Consider the following 19,234-nt stretch of genomic DNA (forward strand, 5'->3'; position numbering starts at 1 on the left):
ATTTACGCCATCATCACCATCTATATATTCCAAAACGGCACTAATTTTTTCTTCTATTGAAAATTTGGCCATAAAAAAGGCACCTCCAATTGTTAGACCTTCGTCTAACAATTGGGGTGCACTTCACAATCTGGGCAGTTCTTTTTTGATTTGATAATTGATGCACCTAATAACATCAATTAGCGAAAACAAATCGCTATGGTTTAAACAATGACATCATTAGGCGGTTTTTTTCATACTATATTTTGGGGGTGAGAAAATGCCGCGTGTAAATTACAAAAGTTCAGATGTTGATTTAATGGCAAGAATGATGAGAGCAGAAGCAGAAGGTGAAGGCCAGCAAGGTATGCTGTATGTTGGCAATGTTATTGTCAATCTATCTATTTTGTTAGTATATGTATATAATGATGATGTAAAAACATGAGAAATGTTAAGCTTACAATTTAGGAGAAAACAATGCAATTTCAATATGACCAGCTGCTGCTACAAATGCTGATTGTTCAAATACCTATTATTCTTTATTTAGTAATATCATATGACCGCGGTGATAAAGCTGGAGAGAACGTGCTGTGGGGTATCTTATGTGCCATTACGATGGGGCTTTCTGTCAGTTTTTCCATTATTCTTGATGGCATCCGCCTTGATTCGCGCATGGTGCCGTGGTACTTAGCATTTATATATGGCGGTAATTATGCCGGAATTCTAGTAACCGTCTGTTTCTTTATTGTTCGATTGTTATATGGAGGAATCGGTATGGTTCCTTCCTTTATTGGAATGCTTATTTCGGTGGTATTTATTTTTTGGACTAAAAATAAGTTTCATACATTAATAGTGAAAAAGAAGATTTATTTATCCGTTTTATTCGTTTCTTTTTCATCTGCCATGCTGCCAATCATTGCATTGTTATTTGGGAAAGACCTAACGACAATGACCACATTATTGAACTATAGTCTTTTTGTTCTTGTAAACGGCCTTCTTGCCTGGTTCTCTATCTATTTGATTGAGTCACACCGGGAAAAAATGCTGTTAAGAAAAGAAATCCAAAGAAATGAAAAAATGCAAGTTGTCGGGGAGCTTGCTGCAAGTGTTGCTCATGAGATAAGAAACCCGATGACAAGTATTAAAGGTTTTTTGCAGCTTCTTACGAAAGCAGACAATTTATCAGCTCCGCAAAAGGAATATTTAAACATAAGTTTAGAAGAATTGAACAGAGCAAATGAAATTATTTCTGATTATTTATCGTTAGGAAAAAGCCAAAGCAGAAAGAAACATAGTGTCCTTGATTTGGAGCTAGAAGCAAAAAAATCAATAAGCTCTCTTTCTTCTTATGCGATGCTGTTTAATGTGGATGTTGCTTTTGAGATTCAAGGGCGAGCAGTCATTATGGGCAATTCAGCGCAGATTCAACAAATGTTTGTGAATCTCATCAAAAACGCTATAGAAGCAGCGGCTAAAAACGTTCAAGTATCCATTCGGCAAAACGAAAAGGAAGTCCATATCTTTATCTGTGATGACGGAGAAGGGATGTCTGCAGACCAGCTGGATAAGCTTGGATTACCCTTTTACTCGACAAAAGAAAAAGGGACAGGCTTAGGCTTGATGGTCACTTTGCAAATCATTAAGGAATTAGGCGGAAAGTGGCGTGTAACCAGCGACAAAAAAAGGGGAACTATGTTCCATATTACTTTTAGTGAAATATAAAAGAGAGGCATTCCTTTTGTGAAGGAATGCTTTTTTTATGATGTTTTATAGTGGATTTACAATTATATTTAGTAAACATAACTATAAATTTACTAATAAATAATAAAATACTGGCTGGTTTTATCGATTATTTACTTGGAAAATAGCTAGAATGCTAAATTTTTCAGAATATTATTGTATGTAAGCGTATTCTGTGTTATATTTTCGCTAAAGCCTTTAGTTAAATTTACTAAAAAGGGGGTGAAAGCATGGCAACAATCAAAGATATTGCAGAAAAAGCCAATGTATCCACGGCGACAGTTTCCAGAATACTTAATAAAGACGAGACCCTCTCTGTAACAGAAGCAACAAGAAAACGGGTGTTACAAGTGGTTGATGAGCTTGATTACAAGCCATCCAGAAAGAAGCAAACGAAGGAAATAAAAGCAGTAAGTACCTATCAAATAGGCATTATCATTCTGAATGACGAAACAATCGATCCTTATTTTCAGTCAATTCGCCTTGGTATAGAAGGTATATGCCATGAGTATTCAATGAATCTTGCTTCCACTATGATTATAGGCAAAAACCAGATTACAGGAAGCAGTCTCGACTCCTTAGATGGCTTAATTGTTATAGGCGATGTCGATATTGCTGACCTGAAGACAATCTATCCTAAAGCGAAGCATATAGTTGCTGTTGATCAGATTCCTAAAAATGCAAATGTGGATGTTGTTATTTCCGATTTCGTTCGTGCTACAAACATGGTTTTAGACCATCTTCTAACACTCGGACATACTGATATTGCCTATATAGGAGGCGAGGGCAGGGTATTTAAAGTCAGTAATCTTGAAACAACGGACAAGATAGATGTGCGCAGAAAAGCCTTTGAAAATTTTCTAAAAGAGAAGGAATTAAATAAAGCAAGCAGGATATTGGAAGGAGATTGGGGGCCAACAGGCGGGTACGCTCTTACACAAAAGCTGCTTAATTTAACTCCGAGACCAACAGCCATTGTTGTTGCCAGTGATCCGATGGCATTAGGTGTGCTCAGCTGCTTGCATGAACAAGGCATAAAGGTTCCCGACGAAATTTCTGTTATCAGTTTTGATGATATTGAAGCAGCAGCATTTATGAATCCAAGACTCTCTACAGTAAAGATTCATGGGGAGGAAATGGGGAAAACAGCTGTTAAGCTTCTGCATGATCAATTGAACGGGAGAATAATACCATTGCAAGTGACATTACCTGTTGAATTGATTTTGCGCGAAACTGTAAAAGGTTTGAACTAATATAGGGGAGTGAGAGTTGATGGGTATTTTGTTTGATTCGAACAGGAAAATTTTTCATCTGCAAGCACGTAACACAAGTTATGTCATGGAAATTGCCAGAGACGGCTATTTGCTGCATCTTTATTGGGGAAGAAAGGTAAAGGAATACCGCCATTCTAATTTTCTGCAGCTCATGGATCGCGGTTTTTCTGGGAACCCGTATCAGCATAAAGAGGATCGAACCTTTTCACTAGATACATTGCCGCTAGAGTACCCACAGTACGGCAATTCAGATTTTCGAAAGCCCAGCTATCAAATTCAGCTCGAAAACGGTTCAACTATAACTGACTTGCGGTATCAATCACATTTAATCTATAAAGGAAAGAAGCCTTTAGAAGGATTGCCGGCTACCTTTGTTGAGAAGGAAGAGGAAGCAGAAACACTCGAAATTACGATGGTCGATGAGCTTATTGGATTACAGGTGGTATTGAGCTACAGTGTATTTGAACACTTCAATGTGATTACAAGATCTGTAAAAATCATTAATGACGGCGAGCAGTCCTTAAAGCTGTTAAATGTGCAGAGTCTATGTGTAGACTTCCGCGAAGCCGATTTCGATTTTCTGCACTTACATGGTGCTCATGTTAGGGAGAGACATATTGAAAGACAGCCGCTCCGCCATGGTATCCAATCCATTGAAAGCAGCAGAGGCTCCAGCAGTCATCAGCATAATCCGTTTATAGCGCTGCTTAGAAAAGAAACAACAGAGGATAAAGGAGAGGTTTATGGCTTTAACTTTGTATATAGCGGTAATTTTCTGGCACAAGCAGAAGTGGATCAATTTAGCTGTACACGAGTAACAATGGGGATTAATCCTTTTGATTTCAGCTGGAAGCTAGAACCTGGTGAAGCTTTTCAGGCACCAGAGGCGGTTATGGTGTATTCGTCAGAGGGACTTGGGAGCATGTCAAGAACGTTTCATGACCTGTATCAAACCCATTTAATTAGAGGAGAATATCGAGATAAAGAACGTCCAATTCTTGTGAATAACTGGGAAGCAACTTATTTTGACTTTACTGCTAAGCGTATTTTGGAAATTGCAGAAGCAGGAAAAGAGCTTGGAATCGAATTATTTGTTCTCGATGATGGCTGGTTTGGCAAAAGAGATAATGACAAAACATCACTTGGAGACTGGTTTGTCAATAATCGTAAACTTCCAAATGGCTTAAATAAGCTGGCATCAGATGTTGAAGCGAAAGGGATGAAATTCGGTCTATGGTTTGAACCAGAGATGGTATCTGTTGACAGTGATTTATACCGTGAGCATCCAGATTGGTGCCTCCATGTTCCGGGACGGCAAAGCTCCGAAAGCAGAAACCAATTGGTCTTGGATTTATCGAGAGAAGATGTATGTAAAGAAATTACGAAGCGAGTTAGTGATATTTTAGGAAATATGCCTATTTCCTATGTGAAATGGGATATGAACCGTAACATGACAGAGATTGGTTCTGCACTTCTTCCACCTGACAGGCAAAGAGAAACAGCCCATCGGTATATGCTCGGCTTATATAAAATACTTGAAGAAATAACAGCTTCTTTTCCACATGTACTTTTCGAAAGCTGCTCAGGTGGCGGCGGAAGATTCGATCCAGGGATGCTCCATTATATGCCGCAGACTTGGACGAGTGATAATACGGATGCAGTATCCAGACTAAAGATTCAATACGGAACAAGCTTAGTATATCCTGTTTCTTCAATTGGAGCACATGTTTCAGCGGTCCCTAATCATCAGGTGCAGCGGACTACATCTATAAGTATGCGCGGCGATGTGGCAATGTCAGGCAACTTAGGCTATGAATTGGATTTAACAAGGCTGTCAGAAGAAGATAAAATCGCCGTTAAAAATCAGGTTTCCTATTATAAAGAAATCCGAAGCCTCATACAGTTTGGTGAGTTTTACCGCTTGAAAAGCCCCTTTGAAGGAAATGAAACAGCATGGCTTTTTACTAATAAGGAAAAAACGGAAGTAATCGTCTATTACTTTAAAGTGCTCGCAGAACCAGCCGCTTCAGCTTCTGTTTTGAAGCTGAGAGGGATTGATGTAAATAAAGAGTATCAAGTAAACGGCACAGACACAGTTTACGGTGGAGATGAACTTGCTTTTGCCGGATTAAGTATTCCTATTGAAATGATACAAGGCGATTTTCAAAGCTTTTGCTGGCATTTGAAAGCTTTATAGAGTGTTAGAATATGAAATTAAGAGGCTGCCTGACGGGCAGCTTCTTTCGTTTGTTAAAGACAAATCAAATGCAGTGGCGGTAAGGAAAAATAACAAAGAAATCACTTTGAAATTAGGGAGAGGCGGACAATTATTTGGCATCTCTGCACATTCTTCTTATAACATTGTCAATAACGCTAGTATCCTTGCCAGGGAGTCGCCGAAAAAGATTGTTCTTTTGTTCAAAATGAAAGATTTATACAACAATTGTTTATTCATGTTAAAAAATTTATAAATATACCGATATAATATGGAGTATAACTTACTATTTATGATTGTTAGTAAAGAAGGAAGAGAACTAGATGGATAATCCTTTACGAAATGATTCGATATTCGATATGTATAAGTCTTTGTTTAATAATAATAGTGATCCATGTTTTGCGATAAGCATTAATGGTGACTTTTTGCATATTAATAAAGCGGCAGAAAGCTTGACTGGATATACCAGTGCTGAGTTTTCATCATTATCATACGCCGAATTAATTGATGAGTCTCAGTTAGAAAATACCCTTAACAGTATCGAAAAATTGCTTCATGGTCATGCTGAGAATGCTGAGTTAACGATCAAAAACAAACAGGGAGAGAGAATTGAATTATCTATAGTGGCCCTTCCAATCTATAAAGATGAGAGGACAATAGGGATTGTTGGTGTGGCGAAGGATGTCACTAGTAAAAATTATATTGCATCACTTGTAAAAGAACAAAATAAAATTTTAAAAATGATTGTTAGCGGAACAAAATATACGCTGATCCTTGATGAAATTGTCTCGATTGTTGAAAATTTTGCAAAAGATTGCCTTTGTTCTGTGATGATTGCCGATCAGGAAGCGAAAAAGCTCTATACAGCTTCCTCTCCTAATCTGCCAGATGAGTTTATTGACTTTATTAACGGTATTCCGATTGCACCAAATACAGGATCATGCGGAACTGCTGCCTATAAAAAAATGCAGGTAGTTGTTGAAGATATTTCAAATGATTGTTTATGGGCAGACTATCGGGATATCGCATTAAAGCATGGACTGCAAGCATGCTGGTCTACTCCAGTTTTTGACAGCAATAACGATGTAATTGGTTGTTTTGCTATTTATCACCGTATACCGACGGCTCCAAGTGCGAATGTAAAAAAGCTGATAGAGGAGGCTACCTATCTAACGAGTCTCGTTATTCAAAGAGGTTTAGCTGAAGAAAAAATCCATCGCCTTGCATACCACGATGATCTGACTGGACTGCCTAACAGGCGGGTTTTTGCTGATAATTTAAAAGTGGCAATCACTAACTTTCAACCTACTTGCAGCATTCGGCATTTAGCATTGCTGTTTATGGATTTAGATCGCTTTAAAGTTATTAATGATACACTTGGTCACCATATTGGGGATGAACTTTTACAAGAGTTTGCAGATCGATTAAAGCATTGTATTGGAACGAATGGGGTAGTTTCCAGACAGGGGGGCGATGAATTTATTCTCCTGCTTGAAAATGTTACTGAAGAAGAAGTAAGAAGTAAAGCAAATAAGGTTATTGATATCCTTTCTTCGCCTTTCCTAATCGGTGGGCATGAAATATTTATTACTCCAAGTATTGGTATATCGATGCACCCAAAAGATGGTGATGATGATGTGACACTTATCCGTAACGCAGACATTGCCATGTATGAAGCAAAGAAAAAAGGAAGAAATAATTATCAGTTTTATAATGAGAAATTCGATTTTCAATCATCAGAACTGTTGGTATTAGAAACAGAATTAAGAAAGGCAGACATTACTAAACACTTCATCTTACATTTTCAACCGATTATTGATTTGAAGACAAATGCTGTGACAAGTGCTGAAGCCTTAATAAGATGGCAGCATCCTAAATTTGGACTCATTTCCCCAGATAAATTCATCCGTATTGCCGAAGATACTGGTCTGATTATCCCGATTGGGGAATGGGTAATACGAAAAGTTTGCCAAGAAATTAAAGAAAGAATCAGAAGAGGATTTATTCCAATAAACTTTTCTGTCAATCTATCTTTACGTCAGTTTTTTGACAGCAATCTTGTTACAACGATGGCAAGTATATTAGAAGAGGAAGGAATTGAACCTTCTTATATAACACTGGAAATCACCGAGAGTATGACTATGGATGTTGAAAAAGCTAGTCAAATTCTTTATCAATTGAAGGAGCTTGGCGTGGAAATTTCCATAGACGATTTTGGGACTGGTTACAGTTCTCTGCAATATTTGCAAAAGTTTCCAATCGACTACTTAAAAATTGATAAATCCTTTATCCAAAACATCGTAGTGAATAAAGATGATTATAATATTGCTTCAACCATTATTGTCATGGCCCATAATCTTGGGCTGAAGGTCATTGCAGAAGGGGTAGAAACAGAAGAACAAGTTGAAATTTTAAAAGGTTTTAAATGCGAAAAAGCGCAAGGCTACTTTTACAGCAAGCCTCTGCCTCTTGATGAGCTTCGTTTATTGGAGGAAGAGAAAAACGAATAAAGGAAAAATCAGGTGGCAGTGTCCATCTGATTTTTTTTATGAAAAATCCTTAGAAAACAAAAAAATAATAAAATAACTTGCAAAATCCTTTTTCCTTCATTAAAATAAATGTTTATAACGGATTTGTAAATCGTAATCGTTATGATTTACATTTATCCTAATAACTAGGAGGAATAATTATGAGAGTAAAAATTACATTAGCTTGTACAGAAACAGGGGACAGAAATTATATCACGACTAAAAATAAACGCAACAATCCTGACCGTATTGAATTAATGAAGTATTGCCCTCGTTTAAAAAGGCGTACTTTGCATAGAGAAACAAAGTAAGGGCTATCGAGGAATTTAAGTTTCTATAAAATTTAAATCGTAATGATTACGTTTTGATAGGAGGAAAGAACTAATGGCAAAAAAGTCTAAAGTAGTAAAAGAGAAAAAACGCCAAGTAATGGTAGAAAAGTACGCAGCTATTAGAAAGGAATTAAAAGAGAAGGGAGATTATGAAGCACTACGAAAGCTACCGCGGGATTCTTCACCAACACGACTTAAGAACCGATGTGAAGTCACAGGCAGACCAAGAGGCTATTTGAGAAAATTTAACATGTCTCGTATTGCTTTTAGGGAGTATGCACATAAAGGGCAAATTCCAGGAGTAAAAAAAGCCAGTTGGTAAATGTTAAGCGCCGCCAAAGAGAAGATTTGGCGGCTAAGTATAATAAAGGGAAAGGAGGGAAGTGGGCATGCATACTCTTAATCCTGTCTTAGTCCAGTTTTTATATCGCAGTGCAATTGAAAGCTTGCCAGATAAATACAAAGAGATTTACCGCTTCATAGAAAGCAGGGAGGACGAACTCGAGATGGAGGCGGTCAATGAGAGCCACTTTAGACAGCTGTTTCATGAAAAGTCTCCATTTCAAGCGGCGGTAAGTCATTTTTCTCTCGACTTTCAAACAATTAAAAACATAATGACTGAAGCACAAGCAGAAATTGACAACAAGATAGTAGAGAGACTAAAGCAAATAAAATGGGTAGATATGAGTGACGATTCTAATACCAATGACACAGAAAGAAAGAACTGGACATATGTTTTTGTCAGCTAATTACAAAAACACAACAGTAAATCGTATGTGATACATATGAATATAAATAGGGGGATGCGGTATGAGTAAAATACCAGTCACAGTATTAAGCGGCTATTTAGGTGCAGGTAAAACAACCTTGCTGAATCATGTTTTAAATAACCGGGAAGGCATGAAGATTGCTGTCATCGTTAATGATATGAGTGAAGTAAATATTGATAGTGAAATAGTTCAAACAAAGGGCGGTTTTTCAAGAACAGAAGAGAAATTGGTTGAATTGTCCAATGGGTGCATTTGCTGTACATTACGGGAAGACTTATTAATCGAGGTAGAGAAATTAGCTAATCAAGGGGATATTGACTACATCATCATTGAATCATCAGGAATTAGTGAGCCCATTCCTGTAGCCCAAACCTTCTCCTATATCGATGACGAGTTAGGGATTGACCTGACAAGATTTTGCAGGCTGGATACAATGGTAACCGTTGTGGATGCAAACCGATTTTGGCATGACTATGAATCTGGTGATTCTTTGCTTGACCGCAAGGAAGCAGTCGGTGAAAATGATGAACGGAATATTGCTGATTTGCTTATTGATCAAATTGAATTTAGCAATATCCTTTTACTGAATAAATGTGACTTAGTAACAAAAGAGGCAGCCGCAAATCTAGAGAATGTCTTGAGAACTTTACAGCCTGAAGCAAAAATTATCCGCACGGAAAACAGTTTGATAGACATAAAGGAAATTATGAATACGAACAGATTTGATTTTGAAAAAGCTAGTGAATCAGCAGGCTGGCTTAAAGAGTTACAAGCAGGACCTGCAGCACATACGCCAGAGACAGAGGAATATGGCGTAAGTTCTTTTGTTTATTACCGTAAGAGACCTTTTCATTCAGAACGATTCCATACATGGTGCAGCTCCATGCCGATGCAGATTGTCCGCGCAAAAGGAATTGCCTGGTGTGCTTCTCGCAATGATTTAGCATTATTGCTTTCACAAGCAGGACCATCTGTTAAGATTGAACCAATTTCTTATTGGGTTGCTTCTCTTCCTGAAAACAGACAAGCAGAGATTATTCAAAGTAACCCTCAGTTAATGGAGAATTGGGATAAGGAACACGGCGACCGACATACGAAACTAGTGTTTATTGGAATGGATTTAGATATTGATGTCATCACGAAGGAATTAGATGAGTGTTTGTTGACAGAAGCTGAATACAACAGTGAATGGAACAAGCTGGAGGATCCCTATAATTGGGTGCTTTCATAATTAAGCTGCTTTAAGCAGCTTTTTTTACGTTCTCAAAGAGGAGATGCTACCATTAGGTTCCGTATGGGAAATGAGTTATATTATAAATATAAATATCTTAGAATGGGAAGTGTTTACGTTGAATTTCCGTAAAGCAACAAGACAGGATATTAAAGCAATGATGCATTTACGAAAAGCCCAATTAGTGGACGAAGGGTTAGAGGCAGATATAGATATTGACGAGGAACTGTATCATTTTTTTGAAAAACAGTTAAGTGGTGGGTCCTTAATTCAATATTTAGTAGAGGATGATGAGGAGGTTGTTGCATGTGGAGCTTTCATCATTTATCCATTTCCGCCAAGCTTTACGAACCGAAGTGGAAAAAGAGCGTATATAACCAATATGTATACTAATAAAGACTACCGAGGCAAAGGGATTGCTACAAAGCTATTAAAATTACTCGTTGAGGAAGCGAAGGAAGCAGGCATAAAAAAATTATGGCTTGGGGCTTCAGAGATGGGCAGACCAGTTTATAAAAAATTTGGGTTTATCGAAACAGATGAGTATATGGAATTAAACATTTAGGAGCTAAAGAAAAATGGCGGAGGGTATATACCCTCCGCCATTTTTCACTTTATGCTGCTTGCAACAAAATTTCGCCAGCCGCCAAAACTGGTTATGTCTAAACCAGTTTCCATTGCATTCGCTTCACATAGAAAGCCTTTAACTGCAGAGCCGTTTTCTAGCTCAATTGTTCCAAAGCAAAGTGGTGACGGAATCAGCGAGACAAATGAACCTAACTGGCTAATAGGCATTTCCCACAGCTCAACTTCGATGGCACTGCCTTTATCAGCACGAATAAGTCCTGGTTTATTTGGATTGGTCGTTAATTCTACCATTCGGTACTGTGCTGATGTTTTAGCTGGACCAATATAAGCAGCTTGATGTTCTAGCATTTGCTTCTCTAATGAAAATCCTCTCATATGAAGTCCGCACACAGCCACCATTTCAGTGCTCCTTACTGTTGAAACAGAAATATTATTTAAATACAAATCAGAAAAGCCGATCAATAAATGTTCAGCGTAAGGGCCGGTAAATAGGGTGATACCAAATGGCAATGTTTCATCTGGAGCAACAGATGGGATGTTGATAGCAGATAAATCCAGTAAATTACAATGATTCGTAAAAGCCCCCATTTGGCTGTTTGTATGAATAGGATCTTTTCGCACATCCTCTCTGGACCAAGTACCACCGGCTGTTGGCATAATTAAAACAGCATCCTGCAGGTCGAGATGGGCTTTCCGTTTATGAGCCTGCAGTGTATGCATAGCTTGAAAAACCGATGCTGCATTGTAGTCTTCTTTAGCACCTGTTCGCAAGACCGTTTCTGTTACAGCTAGTGCTGTATTTTTATGGGTTTCAATAAAACTTCCTAAATCAGACCATCTTTCGGCAACCCATGGCCCATCATATAAAACAGACGCTGCTTCCGATAAATAGCTGACATCTAATTTTTCGAGCGGTATATCCAATTTGTGCAGCTTCTCTAATGTATTCTGCCAGGCAATTTTATACTCGGCAGCAAACGGTCCGTAAAATTCTGGTGTTTGTTCAGGAATGAAGATTTTTTTCGGAAGAGCTGTCTTTTTACGCTCTACTTCTTTTGACCAAGAATCTTCTTCTTCAAAGCCTCGAACCACTTCATCAACAAGTATTGTATCAGAAATATTATGTGAAAATACTGTAACACAGTCAATGCTGGCACATGCCGGCACTACACCCTTAACTGGCCAGGCTCCGAGGCTTGGTTTGTATCCGATTAATCCGTTTAGTGCGGCAGGGACGCGGCCGGAGCCGGCTGTATCTGTGCCTAGGGAAAAAGCAGCCTGCCCTCTGGCAACAGATACAGCAGACCCAGAGCTGGAACCGCCGCTGATTAACTCTGGTCTTAATGCGTTTTTCGTTTCCCCAAAAGGGCTTCTAGTACCAACAAGGCCAGTAGCAAACTGGTCTAAATTTGTTTTTCCTACTGGAATGGCACCTGCATCAATCAAACGCTGTACAATAACAGCACTTCTGTCTGGTGTATAAGCAAACTCCGCACATCCTGCCGTCGTTGGCACCCCTGCTAGATCTATATTATCTTTTATCGCAAACGGAATTCCCCATAGAGGAGCGTGTGAGCGCTCCATCTTGGATAGATTTTCTAAAAAGGGTCTAATGAAGCTCCAGGAAGGGGGAGTTATCCATATATTCATATCTTTATCAGCTTCTGCTCTCTCTAAGATATGCTCGATAACATTCTCAGGAGTTAGTTTCCCTGACTCATAGTTTGCTTGTAATTCATGAATGGATAATTTCATTGGATACGGAATTGTTTGCATTATTATCACCGCTTTCTGCTTTTTTAATAGAAATAATCAGCTGGCCTGCATGGACTTCTTCACCAGGTACAACATGTACAGCCTCAATTGCTCCATCAAATGGGGCAAGCTGAGGAAACTCCATTTTCATGCTTTCCTCAATTATTAGCGGATCTCCTTTTTTGACAACATCACCAGCAGACACGAGAACCTTCCAAACACTGCCTGGCATCGAACTGCGGACTGCTTCAGCACCTTCAGGAAGTGTTTCTTCCGTCTGCGGTGTTTGCTCTGTTTCAGAAACATATTCAGCAAGACCAAGCTCCTGCCATCTTTCCCGCTCCTGATGGAAGGCAGTCTGCTGTGTGCTTCTGAATTCATTGGTGCTTTTTTTGATGGATTCAAGGAAAGCTAAGTAATCTCCAAGTTTAAAGGTTGTTTCTGTTATCTCAATCTCAAAACGGCCTCGCGGGAAGTCTTCGCGCATTTCCAGCAATTCATCTGCAGTGACTGGATAAAACGATATTTGGTCAAAGAAGCGAAGCAGCCAAGGCTTGCCTTGCCGGAAGCTTTCTGTTTCTCGTTGCTTATTCCAAACTTGAACAGTACGGCCGACAAACTGGTAGCCACCAGGACCTTCCATCCCGTAGACACACATATACGCTCCGCCGATGCCGACTGCATTTTCCGGTGTCCAAGTTCGCGCAGGATTGTATTTTGTCGTAACTAAACGGTGCCTTGGGTCTAGTGGTGTTGCTACTGGCGCACCGAGATAGACATCCCCAAGTCCTAGTACAAGATAATTTGCGTCAAATACAATCCTTTTTACATCATCTATATTGTCTAATCCGTTAACGCGTCGAATAAATTCAAGATTGCTAGGACACCAAGGCGCATCTGGTCTCACATTCTTCTGATAGCGGTCAATCGCAAGCTGTGTTGCTGGATCATCCCAAGAGAGGGGAAGACGGACAATGCGTGATGGCACTTCTATTTCTTCCAATGGCGGCAATGTTTCGTTAATGGCCGCGATTTTTTTACTTAGTTCGATTACAGACATTTGAGCTGGATTAATATGGACTTGCAAGGAACGAATTCCTGGCGTTAAATCAACAACAGGGAGGCTTGTATCAACTTGTATTGCCTCCATTAAAGCATGCACTTGAAAGCGGAGAAGCAAGTCAAGTTCCATCTCGCCATATTCTATGAGCACATGCTTATCACCAGCTGCTCTGATTACCAGTGGAAATCTTTCTTTTGACTGCTCAAGCAGGATAGGATAGTCAGGTGTCAGCTCGTTTGTCTGTTTGTTCAGCTCTGGCAGTAATAAATTTTCCTCCATACAGATATTTTCAAGGTATTGTTCCTGTGCATGGCGTAGAGCTTCGGCTTCTTCCAATGTAATCAGCTTAAAGCGGATGCGGTCGCCTGGATGAAGCTGGCCAATCTTCCAAAATTCAGCTGAAGCGGTTGTAACAGGACAGATAAATCCTCCAAGACTAGGACCATCCGGACCGAGCAAGATTGGCATATCTCCAGTTAAATCAAGGGTTCCCACTGCATAAGCATTATCATGGATATTTGATGGATGCAAACCTGCTTCTCCGCCATCTGTTCGTGCCCAGAGGGGAGAAGGGCCGATTAAGCGCACACCTGTACGAGAACTGTTAAAGTGTACCTCCCAGCTTACGTCTGTTAACTGCTGCAAATATTCTGGCAGTAAAAATTCTGTTGTGCAGTGGGGACCAGGAATAACACCAATCGTCCACTCTTTTTTAAAATGAGGCTGACTGTTACAAGCAAGAGTGTTCACTTTTGGGGCAGAAGTGACCTTAACAGATAATACGTCACCAGTCCGCAAAGCTCTGCCTCCATGCCCTCCGAATCCGCCGAGTGTGAAAGTTGCTGCACTGCCAAGGTTTAGAGGCATATCCAAGCCGCCTGCAACGAGTAAGTAAGTGCGCATGCCTGTTTCTGCTTCACTAAACCGTAACACTTGATTCCGTTTCGCATGAATAACTGTATACATCGGGATAATATTATCATCAAGGACGGCGTGCATATCAGCTCCAGTTATACAAAATGCGATATCACCACGGAAACGGTACGTTCCGCCGCGAAGTGTTAATTCCAGACCTGCTGACGATTCTGTGTTTCCTAACAGCTTGTTGCCAATGCGGAAGGATAGAGGATCCATCGGCCCACATGGTGGAACGCCAACATCCCAATGGCCGATTCTGCCTGGCCAGTCTTGCACTGTTGTTTGAATCCCGCCGTCCAGCACCTCAACTGCCTGTTCAGCAGGGGAGAATCCGTCCAGCATCCGTGTATGAACGAGACCGCTCTTGCAGCTGTCCTCCACTAACAAGGAGCGAATATAGGAAATATTCGTTGTCACACCATAAAAGCGAGTGTCTCCAAGAGCTTTGTGCAGTTTTCCTAGCGCTTCTTCCCGTGTATTTCCATGGACGATGATCTTTGCCAACATAGGATCGTATAGGGAGGTGATTTGAATGCCATCTCGCACCCATGTTTCAATTCGGGCATCTTCTGGTAACCGAACATGATCAAGTTGACCGCCGCTTGGACGGAAGTCGTTCAGACAATCTTCTGCATAAATGCGGGCCTGTATGCTGTGCCCAACAGGTTGTTTATACAATTCATCAAGTCCACGCAAGTCGCCTGCAGATTCCCGAATCATCCATTCCACTAAATCAATGCTAAGAACTTCTTCGGTAACACCATGTTCAACTTGCAGACGGGTATTTACTTCAAGAAAATAGAATTGCTGGCTGTTCGGATCATACAGAAACTCAACCGTTCCAGCACTTCGATAACCAACTTCTTCTGCAAGGCGTTTAGCTGCTTGGTGCATCTGCGCGCGGATAGTCGCAGAAAGAAGGGGAGCGGGGCTTTCCTCGACAACTTTTTGGTTGCGGCGCTGAATGGAACAGTCACGTTCACCTAGTGCTGTTACTTCGCCATATTCATTGCCGAAAATTTGCACCTCCACATGCCGGGCTTGTTGGATATATTTTTCCAGAAATACACCGCCGTTATTGAAGTTTGACTTTGCCAATCGGCTTACTGATTCAAATGCATACTGCAGGGCGGACTCGTCTTCACACACTCGCATCCCGATTCCGCCGCCGCCAGCAGTGCTTTTTAGCATCACTGGATAGCCAATGCTGGCGGCCGAGGTAAGCGCTGTTGGCAGATCGGTAATTAGCGCTGTGCCAGGCAGCATCGGAACATTAGCTTTTTTAGCAATTTCCCGCGCAGAGTGCTTTAAGCCAAATAGCTCTATTTGTTCAGGTGTTGGTCCGATAAAGGAGATGCCATTTTCAAAGCACGTTCTTGCAAAATCAGCATTTTCACTTAAAAATCCGTAGCCTGGATGAATTGCTTGAGCTCCTGTATCTTTGGCAATCTTAAGGAGCAACTCGGCGTTCAAGTAAGAGTCTTTTGCCGCCCCTTCACCAATCAAAACCGCTTCATCTGCTAGATCAACGTGCAGGCTGTCTTGGTCTGCTTTTGTGTATACGGCAACAGAAGCAATTCCTAATTTTTTAAGAGTGCGCTCAATCCGAACTGCTATAGCACCTCTATTTGCTATCAATACTTTTGAATACATTGCTGTCACTCCTTTTGTCATTTGTCCCAAACTAGCACCTGAATAGGTGTTGGATTATAAGCATTGCATGGATTGTTTAGTTGAGGGCAATTGCTGATTAAGACAAGCACCCGGCAGATTGCCTGCATTTCTACATAATAGCCTTGTGCCGAAACACCATCAGCAAATGTTAATCCGCCGTCAGGAGTTACCGGAACATTCATAAAAAAGTTCACATTTGGTGCCAAGTCCCGTTTAGAGAGGCGCGGTTCATTCTTTGAGAGCTGAAGCATGAATGTATCTCGGCAATTGTGCATCGGTAAAGTCTCATGGGCATAACGAACGGTATTGCTTTGGGCAGAACAGGCGCCTCCGAGCGTATCATGATTTCCGCAAGTATCTGCTATTATTTTAACAAGCTCTTTGCCGGATTCAGCTAACAGCACGGAACCAGCAGTTAAGTAGATATTGCTTTGATTTGTGATTGTATTGACAGCACTATAATGGTCTGTCGGATTGTCGGCATCATAAAAAAGTGTGTCTGCAGCCTGGTTTCCTTCCAAATCAACAATGCGAAGGACTTGCCCAGGTTCAAGTGTATATGTCCAGCCGTCACCTGCTTCGATTGTTTTATTAAAAAAAGCATTTTCTTGCTTGCGGTTGCTTTCAATCCGGCTTAATATGGCCATTAGTTAATTCCTCCTTCAAGTAAGGCTGCATAATCCCATGTATTTTCAAAGGCACGCTTGTTTTCTGGACAAAAATTCAAACATAAATCATCATCGGAAAGTTTGCCTGCATCTGTTATCTCTATCTTTATAGGTACAGAGGGATAGTTTATTGTTTGGTTTAAAGCGTTTGGTGTATTGGATACAATAAGCAGAACGTCTTGCTCCGTTCTTAATGTGATATAATCCCCTTTTTTAGCATGTGCTGGCACGAAATGCATGTTTCCATCCTCTGTGCAGTAAACCTTAGAAAATAAGTTGACTGCCGGAACAAGATCACGGACGGACAATCCATTACGAAAAAGCTCGACGGCGAAATTTTCCTCTCCGCTTCGGTACCATTCATTTCGATTATCTTGATAAGTGGTTTTTCCGTAGCGTTCATCAACAATACGTCGCGTTATATAGCCGGAAATAGTATCATGCCAGCCAAGTGAATCATCTGTAATACTTGTAAGTACACGGCCGTTATCACTCATCAGCACATGGCCCTTTGTTAAATGAGAAGTGTGCTGTGCCTTTAACGTGTCCGGCATATTGTACCGTTCTGCAGTATCGGATGCTGAGTACAAAAGCAGAGAAATATTAGCGCCATCTTCCAGTGCAGTAAACTTGATTGATTTTCCTCGTTTGATTGTGCCGGACCATTTACCTCCGCCAGGAACATACTTCATAACGTTTAGCTTCATAATTAACCTCCTTGAAATGAAAAAAGGACAAAAGCACATAGGAGATAATCTCCCAGGCTTTTGTCCTTCCGTGTATACAGCACTTGCTGTACGCTCTCTCTCGGACCAGTCTTTAAAGCGAATAACTTTAAACGGAACCCTAGACAGCTTTTTGTTTCCAACTCTTAAGTGGAAACCTTTATTAAGATCTTGAGTAAAAGTATAACAATTCTGAAAATAAAAACTATTATTTTGTCAGATTATCTAACACGGTTTTTTCTGTTTGGTTTATTTCTGCTGCTTGCTTAACTTTTGCGGAGAGCCACATGGTTCGTATACCTAAGTAAATAAAGCCAACAACCAGCCAAATAACGCCGTAAAGTAGTGTCTGTTTGTTAAGCAGTGTCAAAAGCCAGCAAATAAAGCCAGCTCCAATCAGCGGGAACAAAAGATATAGAAGTGTGCACTTGAAGGAACGTTGTTTCTGTTTAATAAAGTAATGAGCAATAACAGACAGATTGACAAATGTGAACGCCGTTAATGCACCGAAGCTGACAAAGGTTACTGCTGTATCAAGATTAAAAAAGACAGCAGCAAAAGAAATAATCCCGACAAAGATAATATTTGCAGCAGGCGTTCTGTATTTCGGATGCAAGGAAGTAAACAGCTTTTCTGGAAGAATCGATTCTCGTCCTAAAGCGTACAGAAAACGGCTGACGCTTGTTACAGAAGAAACACCTTGGGTGAAGGTCGCAATAATTAACACCATAATAAATATCGAGCTTAACAAGTTTCCGCCAACAAGCTGTACAAGGGAATATGCTGCATTATCTGGATTGGCAAAAGTAAAGTCAGGAAAAGCGACTTGTGTCAAATAGGAGATAGCAATATACATAACCGCTGCTATCAGGACAATTAAAAAGATGGCTTTAGATACTGTTTTATCAGCATCAATCGTTTCCTCTGACATGGTGGTGACAGCATCAAATCCAAGAAAACAAAAGCAGATTAGAGAAGCTCCTGTAAATACAGCACTTAATGAACCTTCGTTTCCAAAGAAGGGAGATAGTGAAAAGAGGGAAGCTGCCTGTGTGTCACCTGCAAGAATATCTTTCACAATCAAGCCGCAAAACAAAGCAATAAAGGCGATTTGAATTAGGACAGATAAACTGCTGATGCGAGCAGCAGACTTAATGCCAACGACATTAACAACAACCAGCACTATATTCATGATAATTATCCACACAAATACCGGGACAGCAGGAAATTCAGTATGCATAAAAATCCCGAAAGTTAAGATTGCAATGATTGGAGAGAATACATAGTCCAGCAGAAGTGCCCAGCCGACGAGGAAACCAGCCTTCGGGTGGATAGATTTTTTTGTATACGTATAAGCAGAACCGGAAATCGGATATGCCTTAACCATCCGGCTGTAGCTGAACGCAGTAAAGAAGATTGCTACAAATGCAATAATATAGGCAGCAGCCATCATGCCGCCGGCGGCTTCAAAAGCTACGCCATAAACAGTGAAAAAAATCATTGGTGTCATCCATGCAAGCCCCATAAATACAACTTGGGGTAATTTTAACGATTTCTCAAGTGTCGGTTTGTTCGTCATCCTTTTTTCTCCTCTTTTCTAATTGAAATTCAGGAAAAAAATAAAAGCCCGGGAGAATTTTTTTGCAAAATAAAATGTACCCTATAGAGTAGACACTTAAAAAAAGTCTACCTATAGGGTATTTTTTTGTATAATTATGTAACACAACTAGAGAAACATGGAGACGGAGAAAATAATGAGTAAAAAGATTTTCAC

Annotated in this window: 14 protein-coding genes, 1 pseudogene and 1 riboswitch; of the genes and pseudogenes, 10 read left to right on the plus strand and 5 right to left on the minus strand. The window is 40.2% G+C overall.

All coding sequences use genetic code 11. The features are described 5' to 3' along the window. Positions 1-259: 259 nt before the first annotated feature. The 10 genes and pseudogenes from M3600_RS26520 to M3600_RS26565 form a co-directional block, all read left to right on the plus strand. Positions 260-376, plus strand: a pseudogene (locus M3600_RS26520) (cell wall hydrolase); the annotation flags it as partial. An 80-nt stretch (positions 377-456) separates the two neighbouring features. Continuing rightward, a complete protein-coding gene (locus tag M3600_RS26525; RefSeq protein ID WP_251648183.1) occupies positions 457-1,701 on the plus strand; it encodes a sensor histidine kinase in 1,245 nt (414 codons plus the stop codon). Positions 1,702-1,949: 248 nt separating this feature from the next. Continuing rightward, positions 1,950-2,972, plus strand: a complete 1,023-nt coding sequence (locus M3600_RS26530) for a LacI family DNA-binding transcriptional regulator (protein WP_251648185.1) — start codon at positions 1,950-1,952, stop codon at positions 2,970-2,972. 19 nt (positions 2,973-2,991) lie between these two features. After that, positions 2,992-5,190 carry an alpha-galactosidase gene (locus M3600_RS26535; protein WP_251648187.1) on the plus strand — a complete coding sequence of 733 codons (2,199 nt, stop codon included), beginning with the start codon at positions 2,992-2,994 and terminating at the stop codon, positions 5,188-5,190. 341 nt (positions 5,191-5,531) lie between these two features. Beyond that, a complete protein-coding gene (locus M3600_RS26540) occupies positions 5,532-7,718 on the plus strand; it encodes a bifunctional diguanylate cyclase/phosphodiesterase (protein WP_251648189.1) in 2,187 nt (728 codons plus the stop codon). A 179-nt stretch (positions 7,719-7,897) separates the two neighbouring features. Continuing rightward, positions 7,898-8,047, plus strand: coding sequence for a 50S ribosomal protein L33 (gene rpmG / locus M3600_RS26545; RefSeq protein WP_084347913.1), 150 nt, complete (start codon positions 7,898-7,900; stop codon positions 8,045-8,047). 73 nt (positions 8,048-8,120) lie between these two features. After that, a complete protein-coding gene (rpsN, locus tag M3600_RS26550) occupies positions 8,121-8,390 on the plus strand; it encodes a 30S ribosomal protein S14 (RefSeq protein ID WP_233315369.1) in 270 nt (89 codons plus the stop codon). Between the two features lie 67 nt (positions 8,391-8,457). Then, the gene (locus M3600_RS26555) at positions 8,458-8,817 is read left to right on the plus strand and encodes a hypothetical protein (protein WP_233315368.1); all 360 of its coding nucleotides are present in this window, start codon (positions 8,458-8,460) and stop codon (positions 8,815-8,817) included. A gap of 61 nt (positions 8,818-8,878) precedes the next feature. Further along, positions 8,879-10,069: a GTP-binding protein gene (locus M3600_RS26560; protein ID WP_237942609.1), complete on the plus strand. Its 1,191-nt coding sequence runs from the start codon at positions 8,879-8,881 to the stop codon at positions 10,067-10,069. Positions 10,070-10,187: 118 nt separating this feature from the next. Further along, entirely contained in the window at positions 10,188-10,634 is a 447-nt protein-coding gene (locus M3600_RS26565; protein ID WP_237944112.1) for a GNAT family N-acetyltransferase, read from the plus strand. A gap of 44 nt (positions 10,635-10,678) precedes the next feature. On the opposite strand, the gene atzF is transcribed toward M3600_RS26565, so the two are convergent. From atzF to M3600_RS26590, 5 genes are all read right to left on the minus strand, one after another. Further along, on the minus strand, positions 10,679-12,433 hold the full coding sequence (gene atzF, locus M3600_RS26570; RefSeq protein WP_251648191.1) for an allophanate hydrolase: 1,755 nt from the start codon (positions 12,431-12,433) through the stop codon (positions 10,679-10,681). Then, positions 12,393-16,046: an urea carboxylase gene (gene uca, locus M3600_RS26575; RefSeq protein WP_251648193.1), complete on the minus strand. Its 3,654-nt coding sequence runs from the start codon at positions 16,044-16,046 to the stop codon at positions 12,393-12,395. Before uca ends, atzF begins: the two co-directional genes overlap by 41 nt. 17 nt (positions 16,047-16,063) lie before the next feature. Continuing rightward, positions 16,064-16,714, minus strand: a complete 651-nt coding sequence (locus M3600_RS26580; RefSeq protein ID WP_237942612.1) for an urea amidolyase associated protein UAAP2 — start codon at positions 16,712-16,714, stop codon at positions 16,064-16,066. After that, on the minus strand, positions 16,714-17,442 hold the full coding sequence (locus M3600_RS26585) for an urea amidolyase associated protein UAAP1 (protein ID WP_251648195.1): 729 nt from the start codon (positions 17,440-17,442) through the stop codon (positions 16,714-16,716). Before M3600_RS26585 ends, M3600_RS26580 begins: the two co-directional genes overlap by 1 nt. A 47-nt stretch (positions 17,443-17,489) precedes the next feature. Next, positions 17,490-17,596, minus strand: a riboswitch (guanidine-I (ykkC/yxkD leader). Positions 17,597-17,668: 72 nt separating this feature from the next. Next, entirely contained in the window at positions 17,669-19,039 is a 1,371-nt protein-coding gene (locus tag M3600_RS26590) for an APC family permease (RefSeq protein WP_251648197.1), read from the minus strand. Positions 19,040-19,234: the final 195 nt, after the last annotated feature.

The organism is Niallia sp. MER 6 (assembly GCF_023714395.1).
Classification (GTDB): Bacteria; Bacillota; Bacilli; order Bacillales; family Cytobacillaceae; genus Niallia.

Excerpts from the sequence above, each read along its gene's own strand:
- M3600_RS26525 (WP_251648183.1), top strand. The coding sequence starts at position 457 with ATGCAATTTCAATATGACCAGCTGCTGCTACAAATGCTGATTGTTCAA.
- M3600_RS26530 (WP_251648185.1), top strand. The coding sequence starts at position 1,950 with ATGGCAACAATCAAAGATATTGCAGAAAAAGCCAATGTATCCACGGCG.
- M3600_RS26535 (WP_251648187.1), top strand. The coding sequence starts at position 2,992 with ATGGGTATTTTGTTTGATTCGAACAGGAAAATTTTTCATCTGCAAGCA.
- M3600_RS26540 (WP_251648189.1), top strand. The coding sequence starts at position 5,532 with ATGGATAATCCTTTACGAAATGATTCGATATTCGATATGTATAAGTCT.
- rpmG (WP_084347913.1), top strand. The coding sequence starts at position 7,898 with ATGAGAGTAAAAATTACATTAGCTTGTACAGAAACAGGGGACAGAAAT.
- rpsN (WP_233315369.1), top strand. The coding sequence starts at position 8,121 with ATGGCAAAAAAGTCTAAAGTAGTAAAAGAGAAAAAACGCCAAGTAATG.
- M3600_RS26555 (WP_233315368.1), top strand. The coding sequence starts at position 8,458 with ATGCATACTCTTAATCCTGTCTTAGTCCAGTTTTTATATCGCAGTGCA.
- M3600_RS26560 (WP_237942609.1), top strand. The coding sequence starts at position 8,879 with ATGAGTAAAATACCAGTCACAGTATTAAGCGGCTATTTAGGTGCAGGT.
- atzF (WP_251648191.1), bottom strand. The coding sequence starts at position 12,433 with ATGCAAACAATTCCGTATCCAATGAAATTATCCATTCATGAATTACAA.
- uca (WP_251648193.1), bottom strand. The coding sequence starts at position 16,046 with ATGTATTCAAAAGTATTGATAGCAAATAGAGGTGCTATAGCAGTTCGG.
- M3600_RS26580 (WP_237942612.1), bottom strand. The coding sequence starts at position 16,714 with ATGGCCATATTAAGCCGGATTGAAAGCAACCGCAAGCAAGAAAATGCT.
- M3600_RS26585 (WP_251648195.1), bottom strand. The coding sequence starts at position 17,442 with ATGAAGCTAAACGTTATGAAGTATGTTCCTGGCGGAGGTAAATGGTCC.
- M3600_RS26590 (WP_251648197.1), bottom strand. The coding sequence starts at position 19,039 with ATGACGAACAAACCGACACTTGAGAAATCGTTAAAATTACCCCAAGTT.